18 protein-coding genes are annotated in these 23,349 nt (G+C 65.5%); 9 read left to right on the top strand and 9 right to left on the bottom strand.

Going from position 1 to position 23,349, the window contains the following annotated elements; genetic code table 11:
* Positions 1 to 244: 244 nt before the first annotated feature.
* Both RT456_RS17250 and RT456_RS17245 read right to left on the bottom strand, forming a co-directional pair.
* Positions 245 to 2,254, bottom strand: a complete 2,010-nt coding sequence (locus RT456_RS17250; protein WP_313348381.1) for a M13 family metallopeptidase — start codon at positions 2,252 to 2,254, stop codon at positions 245 to 247.
* 133 nt (positions 2,255 to 2,387) lie between these two features.
* A complete protein-coding gene (locus RT456_RS17245) occupies positions 2,388 to 4,502 on the bottom strand; it encodes a M13-type metalloendopeptidase (protein ID WP_313348383.1) in 2,115 nt (704 codons plus the stop codon).
* 219 nt (positions 4,503 to 4,721) lie between these two features.
* Here RT456_RS17245 and RT456_RS17240 point away from each other — a divergent pair, with 219 nt between their 5' ends.
* A complete protein-coding gene (locus RT456_RS17240) occupies positions 4,722 to 6,317 on the top strand; it encodes an NAD(P)/FAD-dependent oxidoreductase (protein ID WP_313348380.1) in 1,596 nt (531 codons plus the stop codon).
* An 82-nt stretch (positions 6,318 to 6,399) separates the two neighbouring features.
* On the opposite strand, the gene RT456_RS17235 is transcribed toward RT456_RS17240, so the two are convergent.
* A complete protein-coding gene (locus RT456_RS17235; protein ID WP_313348378.1) occupies positions 6,400 to 8,433 on the bottom strand; it encodes a prolyl oligopeptidase family serine peptidase in 2,034 nt (677 codons plus the stop codon).
* 95 nt (positions 8,434 to 8,528) lie between these two features.
* A complete protein-coding gene (locus RT456_RS17230; RefSeq protein WP_313348376.1) occupies positions 8,529 to 11,471 on the bottom strand; it encodes a TonB-dependent receptor in 2,943 nt (980 codons plus the stop codon).
* A 512-nt stretch (positions 11,472 to 11,983) separates the two neighbouring features.
* On the opposite strand from RT456_RS17230, the gene apbC reads away from it, so the two are divergent.
* Both apbC and dcd read left to right on the top strand, forming a co-directional pair.
* A complete protein-coding gene (gene apbC / locus RT456_RS17225; protein ID WP_313348374.1) occupies positions 11,984 to 12,841 on the top strand; it encodes an iron-sulfur cluster carrier protein ApbC in 858 nt (285 codons plus the stop codon).
* 39 nt (positions 12,842 to 12,880) lie between these two features.
* A complete protein-coding gene (gene dcd / locus RT456_RS17220; protein ID WP_313348372.1) occupies positions 12,881 to 13,453 on the top strand; it encodes a dCTP deaminase in 573 nt (190 codons plus the stop codon).
* Between the two features lie 127 nt (positions 13,454 to 13,580).
* On the opposite strand, the gene RT456_RS17215 is transcribed toward dcd, so the two are convergent.
* Genes RT456_RS17215 through RT456_RS17205 form a run of 3 tightly spaced genes read right to left on the bottom strand, consistent with a single transcriptional unit; the run spans position 13,581 to position 14,852 of the window.
* Positions 13,581 to 13,745: a DUF5668 domain-containing protein gene (locus RT456_RS17215; protein ID WP_313348371.1), complete on the bottom strand. Its 165-nt coding sequence runs from the start codon at positions 13,743 to 13,745 to the stop codon at positions 13,581 to 13,583.
* Positions 13,746 to 13,761: 16 nt separating this feature from the next.
* Complete coding sequence (locus tag RT456_RS17210; RefSeq protein WP_313348369.1) at positions 13,762 to 14,184, bottom strand: HIT family protein; 423 nt, start codon at positions 14,182 to 14,184, stop codon at positions 13,762 to 13,764.
* Positions 14,181 to 14,852 (bottom strand): dienelactone hydrolase family protein, encoded by a 672-nt coding sequence (locus tag RT456_RS17205; RefSeq protein ID WP_313348368.1) that lies wholly within the window; start codon positions 14,850 to 14,852, stop codon positions 14,181 to 14,183. The genes RT456_RS17210 and RT456_RS17205 overlap by 4 nt, the downstream gene beginning before the upstream one ends.
* A 351-nt stretch (positions 14,853 to 15,203) precedes the next feature.
* Here RT456_RS17205 and RT456_RS17200 point away from each other — a divergent pair, with 351 nt between their 5' ends.
* The 4 genes from RT456_RS17200 (at position 15,204) to RT456_RS17185 (ending at position 18,964) form a co-directional block, all read left to right on the top strand.
* Entirely contained in the window at positions 15,204 to 16,052 is an 849-nt protein-coding gene (locus RT456_RS17200; protein ID WP_313348367.1) for a hypothetical protein, read from the top strand.
* 205 nt (positions 16,053 to 16,257) lie between these two features.
* A complete protein-coding gene (locus RT456_RS17195; protein ID WP_313348366.1) occupies positions 16,258 to 16,554 on the top strand; it encodes a hypothetical protein in 297 nt (98 codons plus the stop codon).
* Positions 16,555 to 16,760: 206 nt separating this feature from the next.
* Positions 16,761 to 18,128 carry a 30S ribosomal protein S12 methylthiotransferase RimO gene (rimO, locus tag RT456_RS17190; RefSeq protein WP_313348365.1) on the top strand — a complete coding sequence of 456 codons (1,368 nt, stop codon included), beginning with the start codon at positions 16,761 to 16,763 and terminating at the stop codon, positions 18,126 to 18,128.
* Between the two features lie 89 nt (positions 18,129 to 18,217).
* Positions 18,218 to 18,964: a DUF3025 domain-containing protein gene (locus RT456_RS17185; protein ID WP_313348364.1), complete on the top strand. Its 747-nt coding sequence runs from the start codon at positions 18,218 to 18,220 to the stop codon at positions 18,962 to 18,964.
* A gap of 118 nt (positions 18,965 to 19,082) precedes the next feature.
* Here RT456_RS17185 and greB read toward each other — a convergent pair whose 3' ends face one another.
* Both greB and RT456_RS17175 read right to left on the bottom strand, forming a co-directional pair.
* Positions 19,083 to 19,595, bottom strand: a complete 513-nt coding sequence (gene greB / locus RT456_RS17180; protein WP_313348362.1) for a transcription elongation factor GreB — start codon at positions 19,593 to 19,595, stop codon at positions 19,083 to 19,085.
* Between the two features lie 48 nt (positions 19,596 to 19,643).
* Positions 19,644 to 21,149: a helicase HerA-like domain-containing protein gene (locus RT456_RS17175; protein WP_313348361.1), complete on the bottom strand. Its 1,506-nt coding sequence runs from the start codon at positions 21,147 to 21,149 to the stop codon at positions 19,644 to 19,646.
* Between the two features lie 135 nt (positions 21,150 to 21,284).
* Here RT456_RS17175 and RT456_RS17170 point away from each other — a divergent pair, with 135 nt between their 5' ends.
* Positions 21,285 to 22,892, top strand: a complete 1,608-nt coding sequence (locus RT456_RS17170; protein WP_313348360.1) for a transglycosylase SLT domain-containing protein — start codon at positions 21,285 to 21,287, stop codon at positions 22,890 to 22,892.
* 70 nt (positions 22,893 to 22,962) lie between these two features.
* On the top strand, positions 22,963 to 23,325 hold the full coding sequence (locus RT456_RS17165; protein ID WP_313348359.1) for a ribonuclease E inhibitor RraB: 363 nt from the start codon (positions 22,963 to 22,965) through the stop codon (positions 23,323 to 23,325).
* The last annotated feature ends 24 nt before the right edge of the window (positions 23,326 to 23,349 follow it).

Raw genomic sequence — 23,349 nt, 5'->3', positions numbered from 1 at the left:
AGCCCCGTCGCGGGCGGTAGGTCCCTGGCAAAGTAAAGGAGGAGGCGGCGGCGCATGCCGACGCCGGGGGACATTTGCATAGGGGCCTGCCGCCCGCGGCGGGGCCCTCAACGCTCGCGATGAACCTGATCGAAGACCGTGCACCAAGCTTCCAAAGCCCTTGAAATGAGGCGCTCCGCTCGATGGGGGAAGAACCAAAAAAAGGGCGCCCAATGGGCGCCCCTTTTTCGGATCAACGCTCGCCTCAGCGCCAGATCTTGATCTGGTCGTTGTCCACGCGCTGCATCGGCTGGCCCGGTTTGCAGCTGAAGGTCGCACCGAACGCGGGCAGGTTGGACAGCGCGCCGTTGGTGCGCCACTTGCCCGGTGCCAGCGTGTCCGAGGTCAGCCGCTGGGCAGCCTCGTTCGGCGACAACTGCTGCGGCCACAGCGCCGCCCAGGCGCGGAAGAAGCCCTGCTGAGCGACCGGCTTGGCGCTCGGTTCGGCGGACTTGTACGCCTCCCAGGCCAGCTCGACACCGGCCAGGTCGGCCAGGTTCTCTTCGCGCGTCAGTTCGCCGTTGACCTTGGCGCCCTTCACGCCGGGGAACTCATAGCCGCTGAACTGCGCCGCGACACGGTTGCCCAGCAGGTTCCAAGCGGTCTTGTCGGCCGGCGTCCACCAGCTGCGCAGCGTGCCGTTGGCATCCACTAGCGCGCCCTTGGCGTCGACCGCACGGTTCAGCTCATGGGCCACCAGCGCGCCGTAGCTGCCGTACTTGTCGGCGGTGTCGGCCTTCGCATTGAACACCGGGCCCTGCAGCACCGCCGCGGTAACGATCAGGCGGTTCTGCGCGATGTCGTAGGCCAGTGCGGGCTGCTGCGGCAGCACGTCCCAGCGGCGGTCGGCGTTGCCCTTGCCGATGCGCTTCATTTCTTCGCGGTGGCGCCACGTGGAGGCGATCAGCATGTTGCCGCCGAAGCTGCCACGGCCCATCGGCTGCACGCTGTAGTCCAGGTCGCGCAGCGGGGTGCCGATTTCAATCTTCAATGCGGCCAGCTTGGCCTGCGCCTCGGCCTTGGCTTCCGGGCTCAGCCAGGCGCTGCGCTTGACCGCCTCGATCTGCGTTTCGCGGATCTTGTCGACGATGACCGCCGCCTGGCGACGGTCGTCGGCGGCCAGGTAGCGCGACGCGTACTCACGACCCACCATCGGGCCCGCTGCGACGTTCATCGCATTGAGCACCTGCTCCCAGCGTGCCGGGGCCAGGGTCTCGCCACGGATCACGCGCCCGCGGAATTCAAACTCCGCATCGCGGTACGCCTTGGACAGGTACGGTGCCATCGCATCGCCAACGCGCCAGCGCAGGTAGGCCTTCCACTGGTCCGGCTTGATCCGGGTGACCATGCCATCAAGCTGCTTGAACAGCTCCGGGTCGGACAGCGAGACCAGGTCGTCGTTGACGCCCTGCACCTTCAGGAACGCATCCAGCTGCAGGTTGCGGAAGCGGCTGTTGAGGTCCTTGGTGGAAATCGGCGCGTAGTTGTTGAACGGGTTGTTGATGCCCGCCAGCGACTGCGCGTTGCGTGCCAGTTCGGTTTCCAGCGCGATCACCGCCTGCGACTCGGCGTCCAGGAGGGCCGGCTTGGTGCCGGTAAGGGCCAGGATCTGCTTGACGTAGTTGCGGTACCGCGCCATCAGGGCCACGGTGTCGGCGTCGGTGCGGGTGTAGAAGGCCGGGTCCGGCAGGCCCATGCCGCCCTGCATGAAGTAGCCGATGTGGCGGTCCAGCGCCTTCAGGTCCACGTCCGGAGCGAAGTTGAACGCGACCGGGATACCCACCTGGTGCAGCGCCGCGATCGACGCCGGCACATCCTTCGGCTTCTTGATGGCGTTGATGCGGGTCAGCAGCGGGGCGATCGGATTGGACCCGTCGGCTTCCACGGCGGCCTCATCCAGGCCACTGGCCCAGAAGTCGCCCAGCAGCTTCTGCACATTGCCCTGCGGTGCCTTCATCGCGCTGTCGAGCAGCTCGCGCTGCTGAACGCGGGCGCGCTCGGCCAGCTGGCCCATCGCAGTGGTCGCGCCGGTCTGCGGGACCGGGTTGGCCTTCAGCCAGGCGGCGTTGTTGGCTTCGTAGAAGTCGCTGCACTGGGCGCTGGCGGCAGGCGCGCGGCTGGCGGCCTTCTTCTTCGGAGCGGCGGACGCGTCGGTGACGACCAGGGTGGCCAGGCCCAGGCCGAGGGCAATGGCAAGCGGACGAAGGTTGGGCATGTGAAACAAATCCGGAAGGATTGAAGACCGCGGAACTATAGCAAGCTGCGATGAAAACGCGGCATGCAAACAAAAAGGCCCGGGGTTTCCCCCGGGCCTTGCTTGTTCACACATCACGCCAGGGCGCGATGGATTACCAAATCACCACCTGCTTGTCGCCGGCGCGGACCATCGGCGAACCCGGCTTGCACTCGAACGCAGCCGCGAAGGTCGGCAGGTTCGACGGGGCACCCATGGCGCGGAACGCCGCCGGTGCGTGCGGATCGGTCGCCAGGCGGACCTTGGCGTTTTCCGGGGTGTACTTGGTGCGCCACACGGTGGCCCAGTTGAAGAAGAAGCGCTGATCGCGGCTGAAGCCGTCGACCTTCGCGTCTTCCTTGCCGGCGCTGGCCTTCTGCAGGGCGTCGTAGGCCGTGGCCAGGCCGCCCAGGTCGGCGATGTTCTCGCCCAGGGTCAGCTTGCCGTTGACCGCCTGGTCGCCGACCTTGTAGCCGTCGAACTGATTGACCAGCTTGCCGGTGAGGCCGCTGAAGTTCTTGGTGTCACCGTCGGTCCACCAGTTCTCGAACTTGCCGGTCGGCCCGAAGCGGCTGCCCTGGTCGTCGTAACCGTGAGTCATTTCATGGCCGATCACCGCGCCGATGCCACCATAGTTCAGCGCGTCGTCGGCCTTCGGGTCGAAGAACGGCGGCTGCAGGATGGCGGCCGGGAACACGATCTCGTTCTGCAGCGGGTTGTAGTAGGCATTGACGGTCTGCGGGGTCATGCCCCACTCGGTCTTGTCCACCGGCTTGCCGATCTTGCCCAGCGCGAACTTGTAGTTGAACTCGTTGGCGGCGCGCACGTTGCCGAAGTAGCTGTCACGGGCGGTGGTCAGGCCGCTCCAGTCGCGCCACTTGTCCGGGTAGCCGATCTTCGGGGTGAAGGTTTCCCACTTGGCGATGGCCTTGGCCTTGGTCTCATCGCTCATCCAGGTCAGGCCCTGGATGCGTTCCTTGAGTGCGGCGGCCAGGTTCTTGACCAGTTCTTCCATCTTGGCCTTGGCTTCGGGCGAGAAGGCGACCTTGACGTACAGCTGGCCGAAGGCTTCGCCGGCATCGTTTTCGATGGTGCCCAGCACGCGCTTCCAGCGCGCCTTCATTTCCTTCTGGCCGTTGAGGGTCTTGCCGTAGAAGTCGTAGTTTTCCTGCACGAAGGCGTCAGCCAGGTACGGCGAGGCGCCGTCGATGGTGCGGAAACGCAGGTACGAACGCCACACCGACGGGTCGGTGTCGGCCAGCGCCTTGCTCACTTCCTGGTGGAAGCTGGGAATGGCCAGCGAGAACTTCTCCGGCGCGGCAATGCCCTGCGCTTCGAAGAACTTGGTCCAGCTGAAGTTCGGGGTCAGCTTGTCGGCGTCGGCCAGGCTCACCGGGTGGTAGAACAGCGAGACATCACGCGAGAGCTGTTCGCTGGACTTGGATGCCTTGGCCAGGCGGGTTTCGAACTTCACCACGTCCGCGGCCTGCTTGGCGGCGTCGGCCGCAGCCACGCCGGACAGTTCCAGCACCTTGGCAACGTGGGCCTGGTAGGCCTTGAGCTTGTCGGCGTTCTTGGCGTCGGTGTAGTACGTGGTATCCGGCAGGCCCAGGCCGCCCTGGCTGGCGTAGGCAATGTTCATGCCGGGATCGTTGAAGTCCGCCTCCGGACCGAAACCGAACAGCACGTTGTCGCCCTTGGCGGCACTGCTGCGCAGGTAATCGGCGATGGCGTCCTTGCTCTGCAGGCCGTCGATGGCGGCCAGGTCGGCCTTGATCGGCTCGATGCCCTGCGCGTTGATCTTGGCCTCGTCCATGCCGGTGGCCCAGAAGTCGCCGACGATCTTCTCGATGCCGGTCGGGTTCTTCACCGCCGCGACCTGTTCGGCCAGCTGGTGCTGCACGGCGACCGAGCGCTCGTCCAGGATGGTGAAGGCGCCCCAGCTGGTGCGGTCGCCCGGAATTTCATTGGCGGCCAGCCACTTGCTGTTGACGTAGTCGCCGAACGCGGTGCACGCGTCCAGGCTCTTGTCCAGGTCGGACGGGTGGAAGGCGTTGTAGGCCGGCAGCTTGGCTTCGTCGAGCTTGAACTCGGTGGCGGCCGGGGCGGCGGCCGTCGGGGTGGCGGTGGAGGCCGCGCTGTCCGTAGCCGGGGTTTCGTTCTTGCCGCAGCCGACCAGCGCGGCCGAAACGGCCAGGGTCAGCAGAACAATCTTGGGAGTACGAGAGATCACTGGTTTGGCCTCCGGGCCGAAGAATCTTTCAGGATGGGCCCCGATGGGGCCGTGGGCCAGACGATACGCCGCTGGCCCGGCCTGCAAGGGTGTCGAAGGTCATGGACGAAGGCAAGCGGTGCCGGCGTTCAGCCCCCATGCGCCGGAAGACCTGTTGCGGCACAGCCGCCCGCCAGCGCGGGACAAGCGCCCGGGCACCGGTGTATACAACCGCACATGGGCACTTCAACGACACGTGGGTGGGATGCGGTCATCATCGGCGGCGGGCACAACGGCCTGGTCTGCGCGGCCTACCTGGCGCGCGCCGGCAAGCGTGTGCTGGTGCTGGAGCGCCGGGCGGTCGTGGGCGGGGCGGCGGTCACCGAGGAGTTCCACCCGGGTTTCCGCAATTCGGTGGCCTCTTATACGGTGTCGCTGCTGCAGCCGCGCATCATCCAGGAGCTGGCGCTGGCCGAGCATGGGCTGCGCGTGGTGCCACGGCGCATCAACAACTTCCTGCCGCTGGAAGGTGATTACCTGCTGGCAGGGGCCGGGCTGACACAGTCGCAGGTGGCACGCTTTTCCGCGCGCGATGCCGAGCGCCTGCCGGCGTTCGAACAGCGGCTGGAAGCCTTCGCCGACGTGTTGCGCGACCTGGCGCTGCAGGCGCCGCCCAACGTGGGTGAAGGCCATTGGCTGAGCCAGCTGCCGGCGCTGTGGCAGGCCGGTCGGCTCGGGCGGCGGCTGCACGGGCTGGCGCCGGCGCTGCGCCAGGAACTGCTGGACCTGTTCACCATCTCTGCCTCGGAATACCTGGATCGCTGGTTCGAGAGCGAGCCGATCAAGGCGCTGTTCGGCTTCGACGGCATCGTGGGCAACTACGCCAGCCCGGACGCGCCGGGTTCTGCCTACGTGCTGCTGCACCACGCCTTCGGCGAGAGCAACGGCGTCAAAGGCGCATGGGGACATGCGATCGGTGGCATGGGCGCGATCACCCAGGCCATGGCGCGCTCGGCGATCGCCGCCGGCGCCGAGATACGCACCGGGGCCGGGGTACGCCGGGTGCTGGTCGAGCAGGGCCGCGCGGTGGGCGTGGAAACGCTGCAGGGCGAGGTGATCCGCGCGCATGCGGTGGTGGCCAACGTCAATCCCAAGCTGCTTTATGAGCAGCTGCTCGCGCCCGAACAGGTGCCTGCGGCCACGCGCGAACGCATGGCGCACTGGCGCTGCGGGTCGGGCACGTTCCGCATGAACGTGGCGCTGTCCGCGTTGCCCTCGTTCACGGTGTTGCCCGGGGCAGGGGACCATCTCACCGCCGGCATCATCATGGCGCCCAGCCTGGCGTACATGGACCGCGCCTACAGCGATGCGCGCACGCATGGCTGGTCGCGCGCGCCGATCGTGGAAATGCTCATTCCAAGCACGCTGGACGATTCGCTGGCACCGCCAGGTCAGCACGTGGCCAGTCTGTTCTGCCAGCACGTGGCACCGGTGCTGCCCGGTGGGCGCAGCTGGGACGACCACCGCGAGGAAGTCGCCGATCTGATGATCGCCACCGTGGCGCAGCACGCACCGGGATTTGCCGAACTGGTGCTGGGCAGGCAGGTGCTCAGCCCGCTCGACCTTGAGCGGACCTTCGGCCTGATCGGCGGCGACATTTTCCATGGTGCGCTGAGCCTCAACCAGCTGTTCAGCGCACGCCCGATGCTGGGCCAGGCCAATTACCGCGGCGCGCTGCCTGGCCTGTACCTGTGCGGGTCGGGTACGCACCCAGGCGGCGGCGTGACCGGCGCGCCGGGGCACAACGCGGCGAAGGTGATCCTGCGCGATTGAAACCGGTGAAACGACATCGGCCACCCGAAGGTGGCCGATATACATGCCGGTGGCACCCCACCGTGGGTGAGGTGACCGTTCGTTACAAGCCGCCGCCGCCGCAGCCCTTGCCGAGGTAATCGTCGATCAGCTTCAGCTGGTCGCCCATGATCTCCCGGGTCCAGGCCGGACCATGCGCGTAATCGGCGATGGCGTGGAACTCGACCGGCTGGCCGGAGCTCTTGGCCTTGTCCACGAACCATTCGGACTGCTCGATCGGCACGGTACGGTCGCGATCACCGTGGTAGACCATCAGCGGGATCTTCATCTCGCCGGCCTTGTCCAGCGGGTTCAGGCCGTCCACGGTCTTGGCCTGGGCCTGGCGGAAGAACGGGTTGGTGTAGAAGCGCGACCAGATCTTCTTGATGTCCGACACGCCGGCGCCGGCGATGGCGCACTTGTACAGGCCGTTCGGGCGCACCGAGGCGGCAAACGCAGAGTAGCCGCCGTAGGAGAAGCCGAACATGGCGATGTGGCCGGGCTGGGCGATCTTCTGTTCGATCATCCACTTGGCGCCATCATCCTTGTCGTCCTGCATCTTCTGGCCCCACTCAGCGTCGCCGGCCATCCACAGCTTGCGGCTCCAGTCGGCCGAACCGCGGAACTGCGGGCGCAGCACCGCCATGCAGCGCGATGCCATCAGCGGCACCCACATGGAACCGTCGAAGTCCATGCCGTCGCGTGCCCACGGGCCGCCGTGCGGGTGCACCACCGCCTTCCACGGGCCGGCACCGCACAGTTCGGTGCTGGGGGTGGTGAGGAAGGCCGGGATGTCCAGGCCGTCGCGCGCCTTGTAGTACACCAGCTTCGTGTCGCCCAGCGCGGCCGGATCGAGCTGGGGGTAGGACTTGGCGAGCAGGGTCAGCTTGCCGTTGCTGAACAGATAGTACTCGGGCGGGTTGGCCGGGCCGGAAACGACCACCAGGAATGTCTTGAGGTCAGCGCTGTAGTCGACCAGGCGGATGGCCTTGCCGGTATCCAGCTGGGTCGCGGCACGCTGACCGGTTGCCGGGTCGACCAAGGCCACTTCGCTGGCGGTGATGCCCAGCGCCTGGCGCAGGCCTTGTTCCAGCGACTTGAATGTCGGGTTTGTCCACTGGATCTCATTCTGGCGCGGGCCGCTGTAGCCCACACCCAGCAGGGTACCGAACGGTACGCCCTCCACGCCCTTGTAGCGGTTCAGAAGCACGTTGCCTGCATTGAAGAACTTGTGCTCGAACAGCACTTCCTTCTGTTTGCGCGCGGCGATGTCGTACTCGTAGATGACCGTCTTGTCGCGACCCACGTTGCTCTGGATGAAAGCAATGTTCGGATCATCGGCAAAGCCCACCACCTGCGTGATGTCACGGTCCTTCACGTGCGAGCGGAAGTGCTCCTCCCACGTATTCGTGGCCGGGTTGCGGAATTCGGTCGAGATGTAGGCGCCGGTTCCGTCGACGTCCTGGCGCAGGCGCGCGCGCAGTTCGCTGTTGAGGTCGGTGACATAGCCCGCCACGCGCTCTTCCGTCTTCTGGATACGCTGGGAGGTGAAGCTGCGAAGGTTGACTTTGTACACGTCACCGGAATTGCTGCCCGACCCGTTCACCACCAGAATGTGGTCCGGGTCGTTGGGCAACGTGTCCAGCACCGTGGAATTGGACAACGCCTGTTCAAGTTCCTCATTGCGGCTGGTGGCGCGCGGGACGCTGATCGGCTCCTTCCACTGCTTGCCTTCAGTATCGGTGATGAAGAACTTGCTGATGAAGGTCTTGTTGACGCGATCGGTACGCAGGTCATAGGGCTGCCACAGGGTGACAGCCAGCAGGCCATTCTTGATGAAACTTACGCTCTGGAACTTCATGCGGCCCGCACCGATGGTGCTGGGCGGGGCATTGAGGTCGGCGGTCTTCCAGACCAGGATCACGCGTTCCTCGCCACGGGCCTGAAGCCCGGCGATCTGCGTGCCGTCTGGAGATAGGGAAAGGCTGGAGATGGCCGGGAACGCGGCCAGTTGCTCGATGGTGGGGACGGCCGGCTTGGCGTTGAGATGCAGCGGCGCGGCGACGGCCAGCGCGGCCAACAGCAGGTAATGCTTCATGCGACGTCTCACTTGTCCATGCAGTGGGAAGGCAGGCGCGCAGCCTGCCTGAAACGCGACCGCCGCCCCGAAGGGCGGCGGCCGGTAGTGCGGGCTTAGAACTTCTTGCTGAGGTTCACGAAGAACGTACGGCCGAAGTAGTCATAGCCACTGTACAGCGGCGAGTTGCCGATGGTGTTGTAGATGCCTGCACCCGGGCTGATGGTCGGCGGTTCCTTGTCGGCGAAGTTGCGTACGCCGGCAGTGGCCTGCCACTTGTCGGCGGTGTACTGCACCGAGAAGTCCTGGGTGATGTAGTTAGGCACCGACAGATCGTAAGCCGAGGTTGCGGGATCTTCCTCGTAGTACTCGTAGCTGGACATGTCGTCGACCCAGTTCAGGCCGTAACGCACGCGCCATTCCTTGAACTTGTAGGTCAGGTCCAGCTGGCCGGTGAACTTCGGGTTGTTGATCAGGCCGTTGGAGTCGACCAGCGGATCATCCTGGAAGACCTTGCCGGACTGCTCCAGGAACCGCGAGACCTGGACGTTGGCGCGGAATTCGCCCGGCCCGATGTCACGCACGAAGCGGGTAGTGAAGTCCAGGCCGCGCACCTTGTCGGTGGCCAGGTTGGCATAGCCGTTCTGAACCGTCAGCGTGTTGTTGGCCGAGCGGCTGATCAGGCGGCAGACGCCGTTGTTGGCGGCGAAGTCGCCGGTGGTGCCGTTGTAGCAGGTGCTCAGGATGTAGCTTGCACCCATCTGCGCGACGCCGTTCTCCACTTCGATGTCGTAGTAGTCAACCGCGAAGGAAAGATCGCCGAAGCCGCTGCCGAACTCGGGCTGGAACACCGCACCGACGGTGAACGCGTCGGAGGTTTCAGCCTTCAGGTTCGCGCCGACCAGACCGCCACCGATCGAGTCCACGCGCACCGAGTTGGTGGCGGTGAAGGTGGTCGGCAGGCCTTCGGAGGCGCAGTTGATGTAGCGCGGGGTGGTCGGGTTACGCGAGCCGTAGTTGTTGCAGGGATCGTTCGACGCGGCCAGGAAGCCGCTGGTGGCACCCAGGAACTGCTCGAACAACGCCGGGGCGCGGTAGGAGGTGCCGTAGGAGGCACGCAGCGACAGCCACTTGACCGGGGTCCACAGGCCACCCAGCTTCCAGGTGGTGTCCGAACCGTAGGACTTGTAGTCGGTGTAGCGGGCAGACGCGTTGAAGGTCAGCTCTTCAGCAGCGGTGACGCCGGACAGCAGCGGCAGTTCGATTTCGCCGTAGGCTTCCATCACCGAGTCGCTGCCGCGGGTCGGATCGGAGCTGGTCAGGTTGTACAGGTTGCGGTTGATCGACTCGATGCTCGGCGTGTCATCGATCTTCGCGCGGCGGTACTCGATACCGAACGCACCAGCGGCAGTGCCGCCCGGCAGGTCGAACAGCGGACCATTAACGTTCAGGTTGGCGGTCGATTCCTGGTACTTGGTGTTGCCGGTAACCGAGGTGTAGACAAAGTTCTTCCACGCGTACGGCAGGTTGCCGGCCAGGGTCTGGGCATTGAGCATCGGCGCGGCGACGCAGCCGTTGGCCGGGTTGACGCAGTTGAAGCCGCCTGCACCGTTGGAGACCACGTTCAAACTCTGGGCCAGACGGTCGGTCAGGAACGAGTTGAAGGTGTAGTCGGCGTCCGAGCGGGCGTGGCTGACCATGAAGTCATAGTTCCACTCCGAGCTAAGGGCACCGCGCAGGCCAGCGGTAGCGCGGAAGAAGTCGACACTCTGCTTGCTGCGATCGTTGCCGAAACCGATGAAGGTACGCGCTGCGACGTTCTGGCCGTTGGAGGTTTCTGTCGGCAGGGCGAAGGCCGGCAGGGTCGACAAGCCGCCCAGGAGCGGGTTGCCCACCGAGTAGTCGTAGGACAGCTGACGGTAGCCGGTCTGCTCTGACTTGCGCTTGTTGCCCAGGAACTCGTAGTAGAACTCGGCATCGCCCATCACGCCGGTGTCCACGCCGCCCTGGAAGAACAGGGTGTGGGTGGTAGCCGGGGAGACCAGCGATTCCTTAAGCAGACCCGGGTCGAAGGTGTCGCGGTCGTAATAACCGACGGCTTCATAGCCCGGCAGGCGGCCGGTGGTGACGGCCGGGTTCGGGCGCCAGCGGTTCGCACCACCAAAAGTGGCCGTACCCAAGGTATTGATGGTCACGCCGCCGGAATCTAGGGTGAAGCACTTGGACTTGCCGGTGGTCGGATCGATGTAGTCGCCGCTGCCGAAGTAGTTGCCGACATCCATGTCACGCAGGTTGTCGGTCGGGCAGCTGGCCCAGCCGCGGTCGCCCACGGTCATTTCGTTGCGCTGGTAGTGCTCGTAGGAACCGGAGAAGTGCGAACGCTCGCCGGTGTTGCCGAAGACGAGCGAGTAGCGGGTTTCATCGCCGCCGCCGCTCTCGGTCGCATTGTGCTGGAATTCCACTTCCACGCCGTCGACGTTTTTGCGGGTGATGATATTCACCACGCCGGCAACTGCGTCAGAGCCGTAAATCGACGATGCACCGTCCTTCAGGATTTCGATGCGGTCGACCATGGCGTTCGGCAGCACGTTCAGATCGGCCGAGCCGACCGAACCACGCGAACCTGCCGGCGCTACGCGGCGGCCGTTGAGCAGGATCAGGGTACGGGTGGCGCCGAGGCCACGCAGCGAGAGGGTGTTGGCGCCCGGGCCACCGTTGGTGACGTAGCCACCGAATGAGTTGTTGATCTGCGAGCTGCCGGCGGTAACGCTGTTGCTCTGCAGGGCGGCGGCCGTGGAGTTGAAGCCGGCCAGCGTGGTTTCTTCGCGGGTAACGACCTGGACGGGCGAAACCGAGTTGAACACGTCACGGCTGATGCGCGAGCCGGTGACGGTGACGGTGCTCAGGTCGGTGGCCTTCTTTTTGGCCGCGGCTTCTTCCTTCGTTTCGGTCGAGGTGGTGCTGTCCTGTGCGAACACCGGTGCCGAAGCCGCGAAGACCATCGCGGTGGCCAGGGCGAAGCTCAGCGGGTTACGGCTGAGCGACTTGCGATTCATCATGAGTGGATCCCCTTGGAACGATCGATTGCGTCAAACACCGGTGACATGGACCAGCAGGCGTCTCCGTGTGCCCTCGGAACAGGTCTTGGCGTTGAATGCTTCCCCTGTTCACCAGCTTCACGAGCTGATGACCCGAGGTTAACATGGCCTTAACGCGACCTGTCAACTGTTCATCAAGAGGTCATAAAGACAAGCTAGGCAAAGCCGAGCTTTCGTTCTCATTTGCTCTATAAGTATCTGAATTAAAAGGATCTAAAACTGGTTTCATCGGCAACTTGTTCGTCATGAACCTTGGCCGGTCTGTGGCGGAGTTCTCGTCGGGCGTGCATTTGGCATTCAGATTGGGCGGGCATGGCTGACTCGGACAGCCCCGGGACAGCCCCGGGACAGCCCCAGGACATCGTGCGGACTGGATCGCTGCGTATCGCGGCCAACAGGCGTTTCCGGCGGGGTGGGAAAAAGGGGCCTGTATAGTGGCGGGTCCCCCGTTTGGCATTCCCGGAGTCCCCGCAGTGAGCACCAGTCCGTCCCGTCGTCCCCACGCCAGCCAGGTGCAGAAGGGGCTCACCCCGCATCCGCGGATCCGCAACGTGATCGCGGTGGGGTCGGGCAAGGGGGGGGTGGGCAAGTCCACCACTGCCGTGAACCTGGCGGTTGCGCTGGCCCGGCTGGGCGCGCGCGTCGGGGTGTTGGACGCCGACATCTACGGCCCCAGCGTGCCGATGATGCTGGGCTTGAGTGGCCGCCCGGAAAGCCCGGACAACAAGTCGATCGAACCGCTGCGCGCGTTCGGCGTGGAAACCATGTCGATCGGCTACCTGATCGAAGACGAGACGCCGATGATCTGGCGTGGCCCGATGGCGACCTCGGCCATGACCCAGTTCTTCAACGATACCCTCTGGGATGACCTGGATTACCTGCTGATCGATCTGCCGCCGGGCACCGGCGACATCCAGCTCACCCTGACCCAGAAGATCCCGCTGGCCGGTGCGGTGATCGTCACCACGCCGCAGGACATCGCCACGCTGGATGCGAAGAAGGCACTGAAGATGTTCGAGAAGGTCGAGGTGCCGGTGCTGGGCATCGTGGAGAACATGGCCGTGCATACCTGCAGCAACTGTGGCCATATCGAGCACCTGTTCGGCGACGGCGGTGGTGAGCGCATGGCCGCGCAGTACGGCGTGCCGTTGCTGGGTTCGCTGCCGCTGGACATCGGCATCCGCGAGCAGGGTGACAAGGGCACCCCGATCACCGCGGCCGCGCCCGATTCCCCCGCCGCGCAGGCCTACCTGCGTGCCGCCGAGCGGCTGGTGGAAGAAGTGGACAAGCGCCCGCGCGCCAGCATTCCGATCCTCTCATCGCTGCTCTGATCGCTTTAGAATCGTCCCTACCCGCACACAGGACCCCCCATGAGCATCAAGAGTGACCGCTGGATCCGCCGCATGTCCGAGCAGCACGCGATGATCGAGCCGTTCGAGGCCGGCCAGGTCAAGCAGGCCAACGGCCAGCGCATCGTCAGCTACGGCACCTCCAGCTACGGCTACGACGTGCGCTGCTCGCGCGAGTTCAAGGTGTTCACCAACATCAACTCCACCATCGTCGACCCCAAGCACTTCGATCCGGGCAGCTTCGTCGACATCGTCGGCGACGAATGCATCATCCCGCCGAACAGCTTCGCGCTGGCGCGCACCGTGGAGTACTTCCGCATTCCGCGCGACACGCTGGTGGTCTGCCTGGGCAAGAGCACCTACGCGCGCTGCGGCATCATCGTCAACGTGACACCGCTGGAACCGGAGTGGGAAGGCCACGTCACCCTGGAATTCAGCAACACCACGCCGCTGCCGGCGCGCATCTACGCCAACGAAGGCGTGGCGCAGATGCTGTTCTTCCAGGCTGACCAGGACGACGTCTGCGAGACCTCGTACAAGGACCGCGGCGGAAAGTACCAGGGCCAGACCGGCGTGACGCTGCCGCGTACGTAAGCGGCGGCACCTGACACCGGACAAGGAAAAGGCGCGGACATGTCCGCGCCTTTCCTTGTTTCGGAGGAACGCTTCTTCTTACCGGTCCTTACCGGTAGAGCGGACTGTTAGTCCGCTGCCCGTCCGATCACTTCCGCCCGAACAACAACCCGATCCCCACGGCCACCAGGATCACCGGCCACCAGGTAAGGATCAGGCGACCCAGGTTCATGTTGGTCCAGCCCAGGTTGCTGGCCAGCAGAAACAGGCCGACGAGGATCAGGACGATGGCGGCGACAAGGTTGGAGCGCATCAGGGGCAGGGTCCGCTTAGGGCTGGGGCGAATATCCTAGCCGTTCCTTCCACATCGCGACACGTTCCTGCAGGACCGTCTCATCGAAGGGGCGAGGCTGGCCATTGCCCCACACCGGTGCCGGCCACGCCGGGTCGCCGACATGCCGGCCGACCACGTGGAAGTGCAGCTGCGGCACGATATTGCCCAGCGTGGCGAAATTGATCTTCTCGACCCCGTCGGTGCCCTTGAGGGCCTTGCAGCAGCGGTTCAACTCGGTGCGCAGCTTGTCCTGCTGATCGCCGTCCAGCTCCAGCCATTCGGTGATGCCGGTGACGCGCGGCACCAGGACCAGCCAGGGGTAACGTTCGTCGTTCATCAACCGCACTTGCGACAACGGGCCTTGGTCCACCAGCACACTGTTGGCGGCCAGACGTGAATCCAGTTCGAAATCGCTCATCCAAGATGCTCCGCAAAGAAGACTAGGGTGCGTTTCAGTGCCAGCTCGGCACTGTCCGGATCATACGCATGTCCGACGCTGCGGTTGAAGGCGTGGTCGGCGGGATAGACGAAGGTGTCCATCTTCGGCAGCTTCTCGCGGTGGGCCTGGATGGCCTCCGGGGGGATGCTCTTGTCGTGCGCGCCAAAGTGGAACATGACCGGGGCCTTGGGGGTTTCGTCCAGGAACTGCACGTTGCGGGCGCCGTAATAGCTGACCGACGGCAGGCCCAGCCGCAGCGCCGAGAGCAGGGCGATGCTGCCGCCCCAGCAATAGCCCACGGTGCCGACCTTGCCGGCCGGGGCCAGTCGCGAGGCGGCGGCCCGCACCACTTCCAGCGCCTTCTCAACGCCCAGCGCATTCACGTGGTCGAGGCCCTGCTTCACCCCGTCCGGGTCATAGGGCAGGGTGTCGGGATCGGCCTCGGTGCCGTCGATCAGGTCAAAGAAGGAGGGGGCCAGCACGGCATAGCCTTCCGCGGCGAAGCCTTCGGCCACCTCACGGATGTGCGCGTTGGCGCCAAAGATCTCCTGGATGACCACCAGGCCCCCGCGCGGCTTGCCCTGCGGCGTGGCCTGCCAGGCCCGGACCGGACCATGATGCGTATCAAGCGTGACCCACTCACCCATTGCGGTACTCCTGTTGGTTCAGGCGTTCATTATCCGCGCGCAACGGGTTAGTGGGGTGTCAGCAACTGTGCACGATCTGGCAGCCAGCCCCAGAATTGTGCAGTTGCACACGTGTGTTGTCTTTGCGGCTCGACGGGTGAGGTGAGGGCGCCCCCTCGGATTGCCACCACGGTCCGGCTGCGGATTGGCCTACATGCGCGGCCAGACTTCACTGATGTGAAGAGCGCGGTGCCGTCTCTATTCTTTATCTCCAGCATCGCCGACGCCGACGCCGACGCCGGCGCAGCCAGTGGCTACAGCCGCGCGCCTCTCAGAAAACACCCTGGATAAACAGTGTCTCGTTCATTGGTCATGCTCATCGCCGCATTGGTAGCCATCGTCGTTGCGGGTGTAGCCCTGTCGGCCGGGAACGGGCCGGCTGGCGCCTCAGGTGCATCTTTTGCCGCCGTTACCTTGGTTACGAAAAATGCTCCCCCCACGTCAATGGGCCCGTTGCCGAATCTGGTCGTCCCCATGGTTATTGACAGCCAAGTCAAGGTCCCGCGAGGCGGGGGCGCGTTCGCGGTGCTGCGAAATGGAGATCTGCGGCCTCCCGGTGATGCGCTCGCATTCGTGCGATCACTGCTTGCCGCTTCCGAAGGCGGTGATGCGCTTGCTACTTACAGGATTTTTCTGGCTGTTCTGGATTGCCGCAGATTGCTGCATGGGCCGGCGCAGCCCTCAGAGGTTGCAGAGCAGGTACTCACGCGACTTGCGGAGTGCCAGCCACTGCTGGAGGACAGTGAACTCTCGACGCGCGAGTGGATCACGCTAGCGGCCGAGCAGGGAAGCATTGAAGCCATGCTGACGTACCCGAACAACCCCGCCTACGTGCTCGGTGACAACGAATCAGACTGGTTCAGGTATCCGGAGCGGGCCATCGAATGGAAGCAACGCGCGCGCCATTACCTGGAGGCCGCTGCGAAAGTGGGCAGCCAGGACGCAATGCTGGCGCTCTCCAACGCTTACGGCGACGGCATGTATGTGGAGAAGGACAATGAACTTCAGTACGCGTATGCGGTGGTCGCACAGAGGATGCATCCCATACATGGATTGGATCAGCTAATTGATTCGTACGAGCGCGGCCTTGTACCAGCGGCTCGGCGGCGTGGCATGGACAAGGCAAGGATCATTTATGACAGCTGCTGTGGGAAGAACTAAACAAATGCAGCGGAAGATATGGATGGCGACTGCGTTGGTGGCGGTCGGATTGGGGAGTGGCATGTGCCTGGCAACGGCAGAAGGGCCGAAACGTGTTGGTCCGCTAACCTGCGACCAGTGTCAGTTGGGTCGCCCCCTACCCGATGTGAGTACTCGTGCGTTCCTGAGTCGATATGAGTCGGCACTTGCTGGTTCGCTCGGGCCGTTGAGTGACTCGATTCCGGCCATTGGGGACGTGGTCGTGATCTGCAACTCACAAGGTTGCGTTGATTACCAGAAGACGCATTCCAGCTACGACGGCAGCAATTTCAGGCCGCAGGAAACAACCCCTCCCGGGGGGAGTCATGGGGCCGGTAGCGGTGATGGCAATGGCAGCAGCAACGACAACCGTCCGCCGGCCGGCGGCGGCTGGACCGGCGGTGGCTCGGGCGGGGGCTCCGGCACGGTCACGGTTGGCGGCCCAAGTCCCAACAAGCCCGGCGTTCCCAATCAGGACAACTGAGCCGGTTGCTGGGGGCTGCTCGCCCGGGCCGTCAACGCGTGCGGGCAAGGGGGCTTGGGCGGCGGCCGGTGCCCTTGTCCCGCAGCCCTGTGCACCGGTCAATTCAGGTCTGGAGCCCAACGCCCGGTATACTTGCCGCCGTTTCCGGCCCCCAGGTCCCCGCGTCATTCCGGCGTGGGCCCAGGCCCCCAGAGTCCCGCGATTCCATGTCCCAGCTGAACCCCAAAGTCGGCTTCGTCAGCCTTGGCTGCCCGAAGGCCCTTGTCGATTCCGAGCGCATCCTCACCCAGCTGCGGGCCGAGGGCTACGACATCGTTCCCTCCTACGACTCGGCCGACGTGGTGGTGGTCAACACCTGCGGCTTCATCGATTCGGCGGTGACCGAGTCGCTGGACGCGATCGGCGAGGCGATGAACGCCAACGGCAAGGTGATCGTCACCGGCTGCCTGGGCAAGCGCCCGGAGCAGATCCGTGAGGCGTATCCGGACGTGTTGGCCGTCTCGGGACCGCAGGACTACCAGAGCGTCATGGAGGCCGTGCACGCCGCGCTGCCGCCCAAGCACGATCCGTTCGTGGATCTGGTGCCCGACTACGGCATCAAGCTGACCCCGCGCCATTACGCCTACCTGAAGATTTCCGAAGGCTGCAACCACCATTGCAGCTTCTGCATCATCCCCTCGATGCGCGGCAAGCTGGTCTCGCGCCCGGTCGATGAAGTGCTGCGCGAAGCCGAGCGGCTGGTGCGTGGCGGAGTGAAGGAACTGCTGGTGGTGTCGCAGGACACCTCGGCCTATGGCGTGGACGTCAAGTACGCCGAGCGCATGTGGCGCGACAAGGCCTACCAGACCCGCATGAAGTCGCTGTGCGAAGGCCTGTCCGAACTGGATGCCTGGACCCGCATGCATTATGTGTATCCGTATCCGCACGTGGACGACGTCGTGCCGCTGATGGCCGAGAACCGGATCCTGCCGTACCTGGACATTCCGTTCCAGCACGCCAGCCCGCGCATCCTGCGCCTGATGAAGCGCCCCGGTGCCGTCGACAAGACCCTGGAGCGCGTGCAGCGCTGGCGCCAGCTGTGCCCGGACATCACCGTGCGCTCGACCTTCATCGTCGGCTTCCCGGGCGAGACCGAGGCCGAGTTCGAGGAGCTGCTGTCGTTCCTGGACGCGGCGCAGCTGGACCGCGTGGGTGCCTTCGCGTACTCCCCGGTCACCGGCGCCACGGCCAACGACCTGCCCGATGCGGTGCCCGAGGAAGTGAAGCAGGAACGCCTGGCCCGCTTCATGGCCCGCCAGGCCGACATCTCGGCCGCGCGCCTGGAAGCCAAGATCGGTACGGTGCAGCAGTGCCTGGTGGATGCCATTGAAGACGGCATCGCCGTGGCCCGTTCCAAGGCCGATGCGCCGGAGATCGACGGCCTGGTACACATCCAGAATGCCGACGAGGCGCGCCTGCGCGTGGGGCAGTTCGTGGACGTGGAGATCACCGAAAGCGACGACCACGATCTGTACGGCGACGCGCTGATCGACGAGAGCCCGGCAAAGAAGCTGCTCGACCTCAAGGTGCTGTGACCGGAACGGCCGCCAGCCCGGCGGCCGGCCGCCGGCGTTTCATTGCGCCGGCACGCGGTGACGTGGACCGGGTGCGGTTCACGCATCCCGTGTTCGCTGCGTTCGCGGACGTCAATGATCTGATGATCGCAGGCGACTGGCCCGACGTGGCAGCGCTGGACCAGCGGCTGTCCATTCCTGGCAGGCAGCTGGTCGAGCAGGACGATGCGTTGCTGGCCGACGGCCTGCATTACGAGCAGCGCATTGCACAGGGGCGTATCGCCACCCGCGCGGAGAACTGGCACGACCTGTTCAATGCGCTGGTGTGGGCGCGCTACCCGGCAGTCAAACAGGCGCTCAACGCGCGACAGTGCCGCGACCTGGATCGCGAAGGATCGGGCGGCCGTACCCGCGCGCAGGCCGCGCTGACCCAGTTCGACGAAACCGGCGTCATCGTGCGGGTGTGGGATGCGGCGATGCTGCGGGCGTGGGACCGGCATGCGTGGGGCGAGCTGTTTCTGCAGGGCGCGGAGCACTGGCGCAGCGGTGCCATCGCGGTGGCTGCCGTGTTCGGGCATGCGCTGATGGAGCAGGCGCTGTTGCCTTCGCGACTGCTGGTAGGCAAGTGCCTGGTGGTGCGGGGCGATGATGATGCGCAGGCGGTAGAGCAGGTGGCGCGGGCGATTGCGCTTGGTGCCATGCTCAATGACCCGCTGGAGTTGCGGCCGCTGCCGTTGATGGGCATTCCAGGGTGGCATTCGGATCAGGACGAGGCGTTCTATCGGAACGCCGGGTATTTCCGGCCCGTCCGCGACGGCAGGGCGTATCCGGCGAGCCATGTAATACCGACGGGGTAGAGCCGGCTGAGTAGAGCTGACTGGGTAGAGCCGACTGTTAGTCGGCTGGTCGCGCAACGCGCGACGGTCTTCATGCAGGTTGCGTTCCGCGTGGAAAGCAGCCGACTAACAGTCGGCTCTACCCAGTCGCGGCCTCGTACTCCACCGCCAGGATCGCGAATCCGGTGCGCCCACTCGGCAGCTCCACCTCAAATTCGTCGTCCACGCGCTTCTTCAGCAATGCGCGCGCCAGCGGCGAGTCGATGCTGATCCAGCCCGCACCCGCGTCGGTCTCGTCGGGCCCCACGATGCGATAGCGGCTGGTATCGCCACTGTCCACGTTCTCCAGCTCCACCCACGCACCGAAGAACACGGCCTGCGGGTCGGTGGGCACGGTGTTCACCACGCGCAGTGATTCCAGTCGCTTGGTCAGGTAGCGCACGCGGCGGTCGATCTCGCCCAGCTGCTTCTTGCGGTAGGTGTATTCGGCGTTCTCCGAGCGGTCGCCTTCCGCAGCGGCCGCGGCCAGGGCCTTGACCACCTCCGGGCGCCGGATGCGCCACAGCTCGTCCAGCTCGGTCTTCAGCCGCTGGTGGCCCTGCGCGGTGATCAGGGCCGTACTTTTTTCCGCAGGGGGACGCCAACGCGACATCGGACACGGGTACTCGTGAAAGTGCCGCGCCGGGGCGCGGCAGGAAAATCAGCGCTTGCCGCCGAAAATGCCACCCAGGATACCGCGCACGATCTGGTTGCCCAGCCGGGTGCCAACGGTGCGGGTGGTCTGCTTGGCCATGGTCTCGATCATGCCCTGGCGGCGCTTCGTGCCGAAGATGGCGTCCTTGATCGACTGCCCGAACCCACCTTCCTGCTGCTCGTCCTGGTCGCGGGTACGCGCCTTGGGCGCGTCGGCCTGTTCCACGGCCCTGGCCGCGCGCTGGGCCAGCAGCTCCGCCGCCGACTCGCGGTTCACGGCGGTGTCGTAACGGCTGCCCACCGGGCTGCCCGCGCGCACCTGCGCGCGTTCGGCCTCGGTGATCGCGCCCATGCGGCAGCGCGGTGGCGCGATCTGGGTCTGCTGCACGGGCGAGGGAATGCCCTTGTCCTGGAGCGTGGAGACCAGCGCCTCGCCGGTGCCCAGCTTGGCCAACGCGGCGGCGACGTCCAGCTTGGGATTGGGTACGAATGTTTCCGCGGCGATCTTCACTGCCTTCTGGTCGCGCGGGGTAAATGCGCGCAGCGCATGCTGCACCCGGTTGCCGAGCTGGCCCAGGATGTTGGCCGGCACGTCGTCGGGGAACTGCGAGCAGAAGTACACGCCCACGCCCTTGGAACGGATCAGCCGAACCACTTGTTCGATGCGCTGCACCAGCGCGGCCGGCGCGTCGTCGAACAGCAGGTGCGCCTCGTCGAAGATGAAGACCAGCTTGGGCTTCTCCAGGTCACCCACTTCGGGCAGCGTCTCGAACAGCTCGGACAGCAACCACAGCAGGAACGTGGAATACAGGCGCGGCTTGAGCACCAGCTGGTCGGCGGCGAGGATGCCGATCACGCCGCGACCCTCGTGGTTGACGCGCATCAGGTCGGCCAGCTCCAGCGCCGGTTCGCCGAAGAACGACTCGCCGCCGTCCTGCGCCAGGCGCAGCAGCGACCGCTGGATGGCCGCCACGGTCTGTGCACTGACCAGCCCGTACTCGGTGGAGATGTCCTTGCGCTCATCGGCGACCAGGCCGAGCAGGGCGCGCAGGTCGTCCAGGTCAAGCAGCAGCAGGCCACGGTCGTCGGCCAGCTTGAACACGATGTCGAGTACGCCGGCCTGGGTGTCGTTGAGCTCCAGGATGCGCGACAGCAGGGTCGGGCCCATTTCGCTGACGGTGGTGCGCACCGGATGGCCCAGCTTGCCGTACAGGTCCCAGAAGATCGTCGGGCTGCCGGCGGGCGCGTAGTCGGGCACGCCAAGATCCCGCGCGCGCTGCAGCAACGCCTCGGTGCCGGCGCCGGCAACGGCCAGACCGGAGACATCGCCCTTCACGTCGGCCAGGAACACCGGCACGCCGATCCGCGAGAAACCTTCGGCCAGGGTCATCAGGGTGACGGTCTTGCCGGTGCCGGTCGCGCCGGCCACCAGGCCGTGGCGATTGCCCAGCCGGGGTAGCAGGGTCACGGCGATATCGTCGGTGATGCCTTTGCCGAGGAGGATCGGATCCATGGTCAACTCGCTCTGTGGACGGGCTATGTGAATGGGCGGGATTCTAAACGTCGGCGGGTGTCGGTGGCCTGACCGGGTTGCCCCGATGCGAGTGGCGCGGCTACTCTGCCTCTTCTTTCGCCCACAGTGCCAAAAATGCCCGTTCCTGTCTTGCTTGTCCGTGGTTGGCCGCTGTTGGCGCTGGCCGCCGTGCTGTCGTTCGTGCCCGAGGCCCATGCCCAGCGCGTCTCCTCCCGTGACCGGGTGAAGATCGAGGCGCTCGAGCAGCGCATGGCGGCCGCCGAGAAGCGCTATGCCAATGCGCTGGTGCTGGTGAACAACGCCGACCCGAAGGGCAAGAACGAAGGCGATGCCGCGCTGGAGGACATGGAAGACGTGATCAGCGCCTGCGTGGCCCAGAAGGGCTGCCAGGTCAGCAACCTGCTGGTCACCTACAAGCGCCTGCTCAAGAACAATGCCGATGCGCGCGATGGCGACGACAGCGACGCGATCGCCAGCGATGGCGGTCTGCTCGAGGCCGACCCGGACCATGTCGGCCCGTTGACTGCCGATGTGCCAGAGGCGGCGCGTGCCGCCGCGCTGCTCAACGACAAGCGCCACGCGTTCGACAACATGGTCGAATACAACCCGGCCGTGCAGGCCGGCATCCGTCGCTGGCTGACCGACATGCGCCCGGCGTTGATGAATACCTATGAGAACTACCAGACCCTGCGCGCGGTGATGTGGCCGGAATGGGAGAAGCGTGGCCTGCCGGAGGCGCTGCTGTTCGGGATCATGGCCAAGGAATCCAACGGCCGCGTGCACGCCTCCTCGCGCGCGGGCGCCGCCGGGCTGATGCAGTTCATGCCGGCCACCGGCCGCCGCTTCGGGCTCGGCCCGGACGGCACCGGCTTCGACACCCGCTTCGACGCGCGCAGTGCCGCCGAGGCCAGTGCCAGCTACCTCAACGAGCGCATGCGCGAACTCAACAACAACGTGGAACTGTCGCTGGCCGGCTACAACGGTGGCGAAGGCCGTGCCGGGCGGGTGTATCGCCAGAACGCGGGGCAGAGCTTCTGGGTCGACAGCGTCTACAACCAGTTCCCGGCAGAAACCAAGGACTACGTGCCGATGGTGATCGCCGCGGCGTGGATCTACCTGCATCCACAGCAGTACGGTGTGGACTTCCCCAAGGTCAGCGCGCAGCCGGCCACGATCCGCCTGGCCAAGTCGACCACCATCTACGAGCTCACCATCTGCCTGGGCAGCACCGGCACCCGCGACGGCTACATGCGCGCGCTGCGCAACCTCAACCCGCGCTACGAGGCGGACGGCTGGATTCCGGCCGGGACGATCATCAATGCCACCACCCGCATTGCCGGGCTGTACAACCGCTACTGCGTGAGCGGCCCGCGCGCCGACCTGGCCCGTACGCTGATCACCGCCGACCTCAATGCCGCCATCGTGCGTCCCACTGCGGCCAGCTACACCGGCAACGTTGCGGTGGGCAGCGTGGTGCCGGTGGCCGGCGTGCAGCCCACGGTGCCCGCCACGACCCCGGTTGCCCCGGTGGCCGTGCCGGCGGCCAGGCCCAAGGCCAAGCCGGTGCGCAGCCACAAGGTTGGCAAGGGCGAGACCCTGGGCCGGATTGCCGACAAGTTCAACTGCGACGTGCGTGAACTGGCGCGCGCCAACGGGCTCAAGGCACCGGCCTATGCGCTGCGCCAGGGCCAGGCCATCAAACTGCAGGGATGCAGCAAATAACACCTGAACCCGGTAGGCTCGGCCCCATCGCGCCTGCGCCGACCGGCAGCAGCACACCAGAGGAATACGGATGGATATCACCGCAATCAACGAGATGTTCGCCAACATCCGTGAAAACACCGATTGGGACCTCAATGGCCCGATGCTGTGGGGCTACTTCTTCGTCAACACCACCCCGGAGCCGCTGCACGGTCTGGGCGAGAAGCTGGTCGGCCTGGGCTACACCCTGGTGGAGGTGTTCGAGCCGGAGCTGGAAGAAGGCGAGGCGCCGTACCACGTGTTGCACGTGGAGCGCGCCGAGGTGCACACCGAAGACTCGCTGGATGCCCGCAACCACGAGCTGCAGGCACTGGCCGAAGCCAACGGCGTGGAAGATTACGACGGGATGGATGTAGGACCCGTCGAGTTCGCGCACGGCGCGGGCAATGCCTGAAAACAGACGCCCCGCGAAAGCGGG

Source organism: Stenotrophomonas sp. (genome assembly GCF_032099025.1).
Lineage (GTDB): Bacteria > Pseudomonadota > Gammaproteobacteria > Xanthomonadales > Xanthomonadaceae > Stenotrophomonas.
This window is presented reverse-complemented; position numbering and strand designations above follow the sequence as displayed.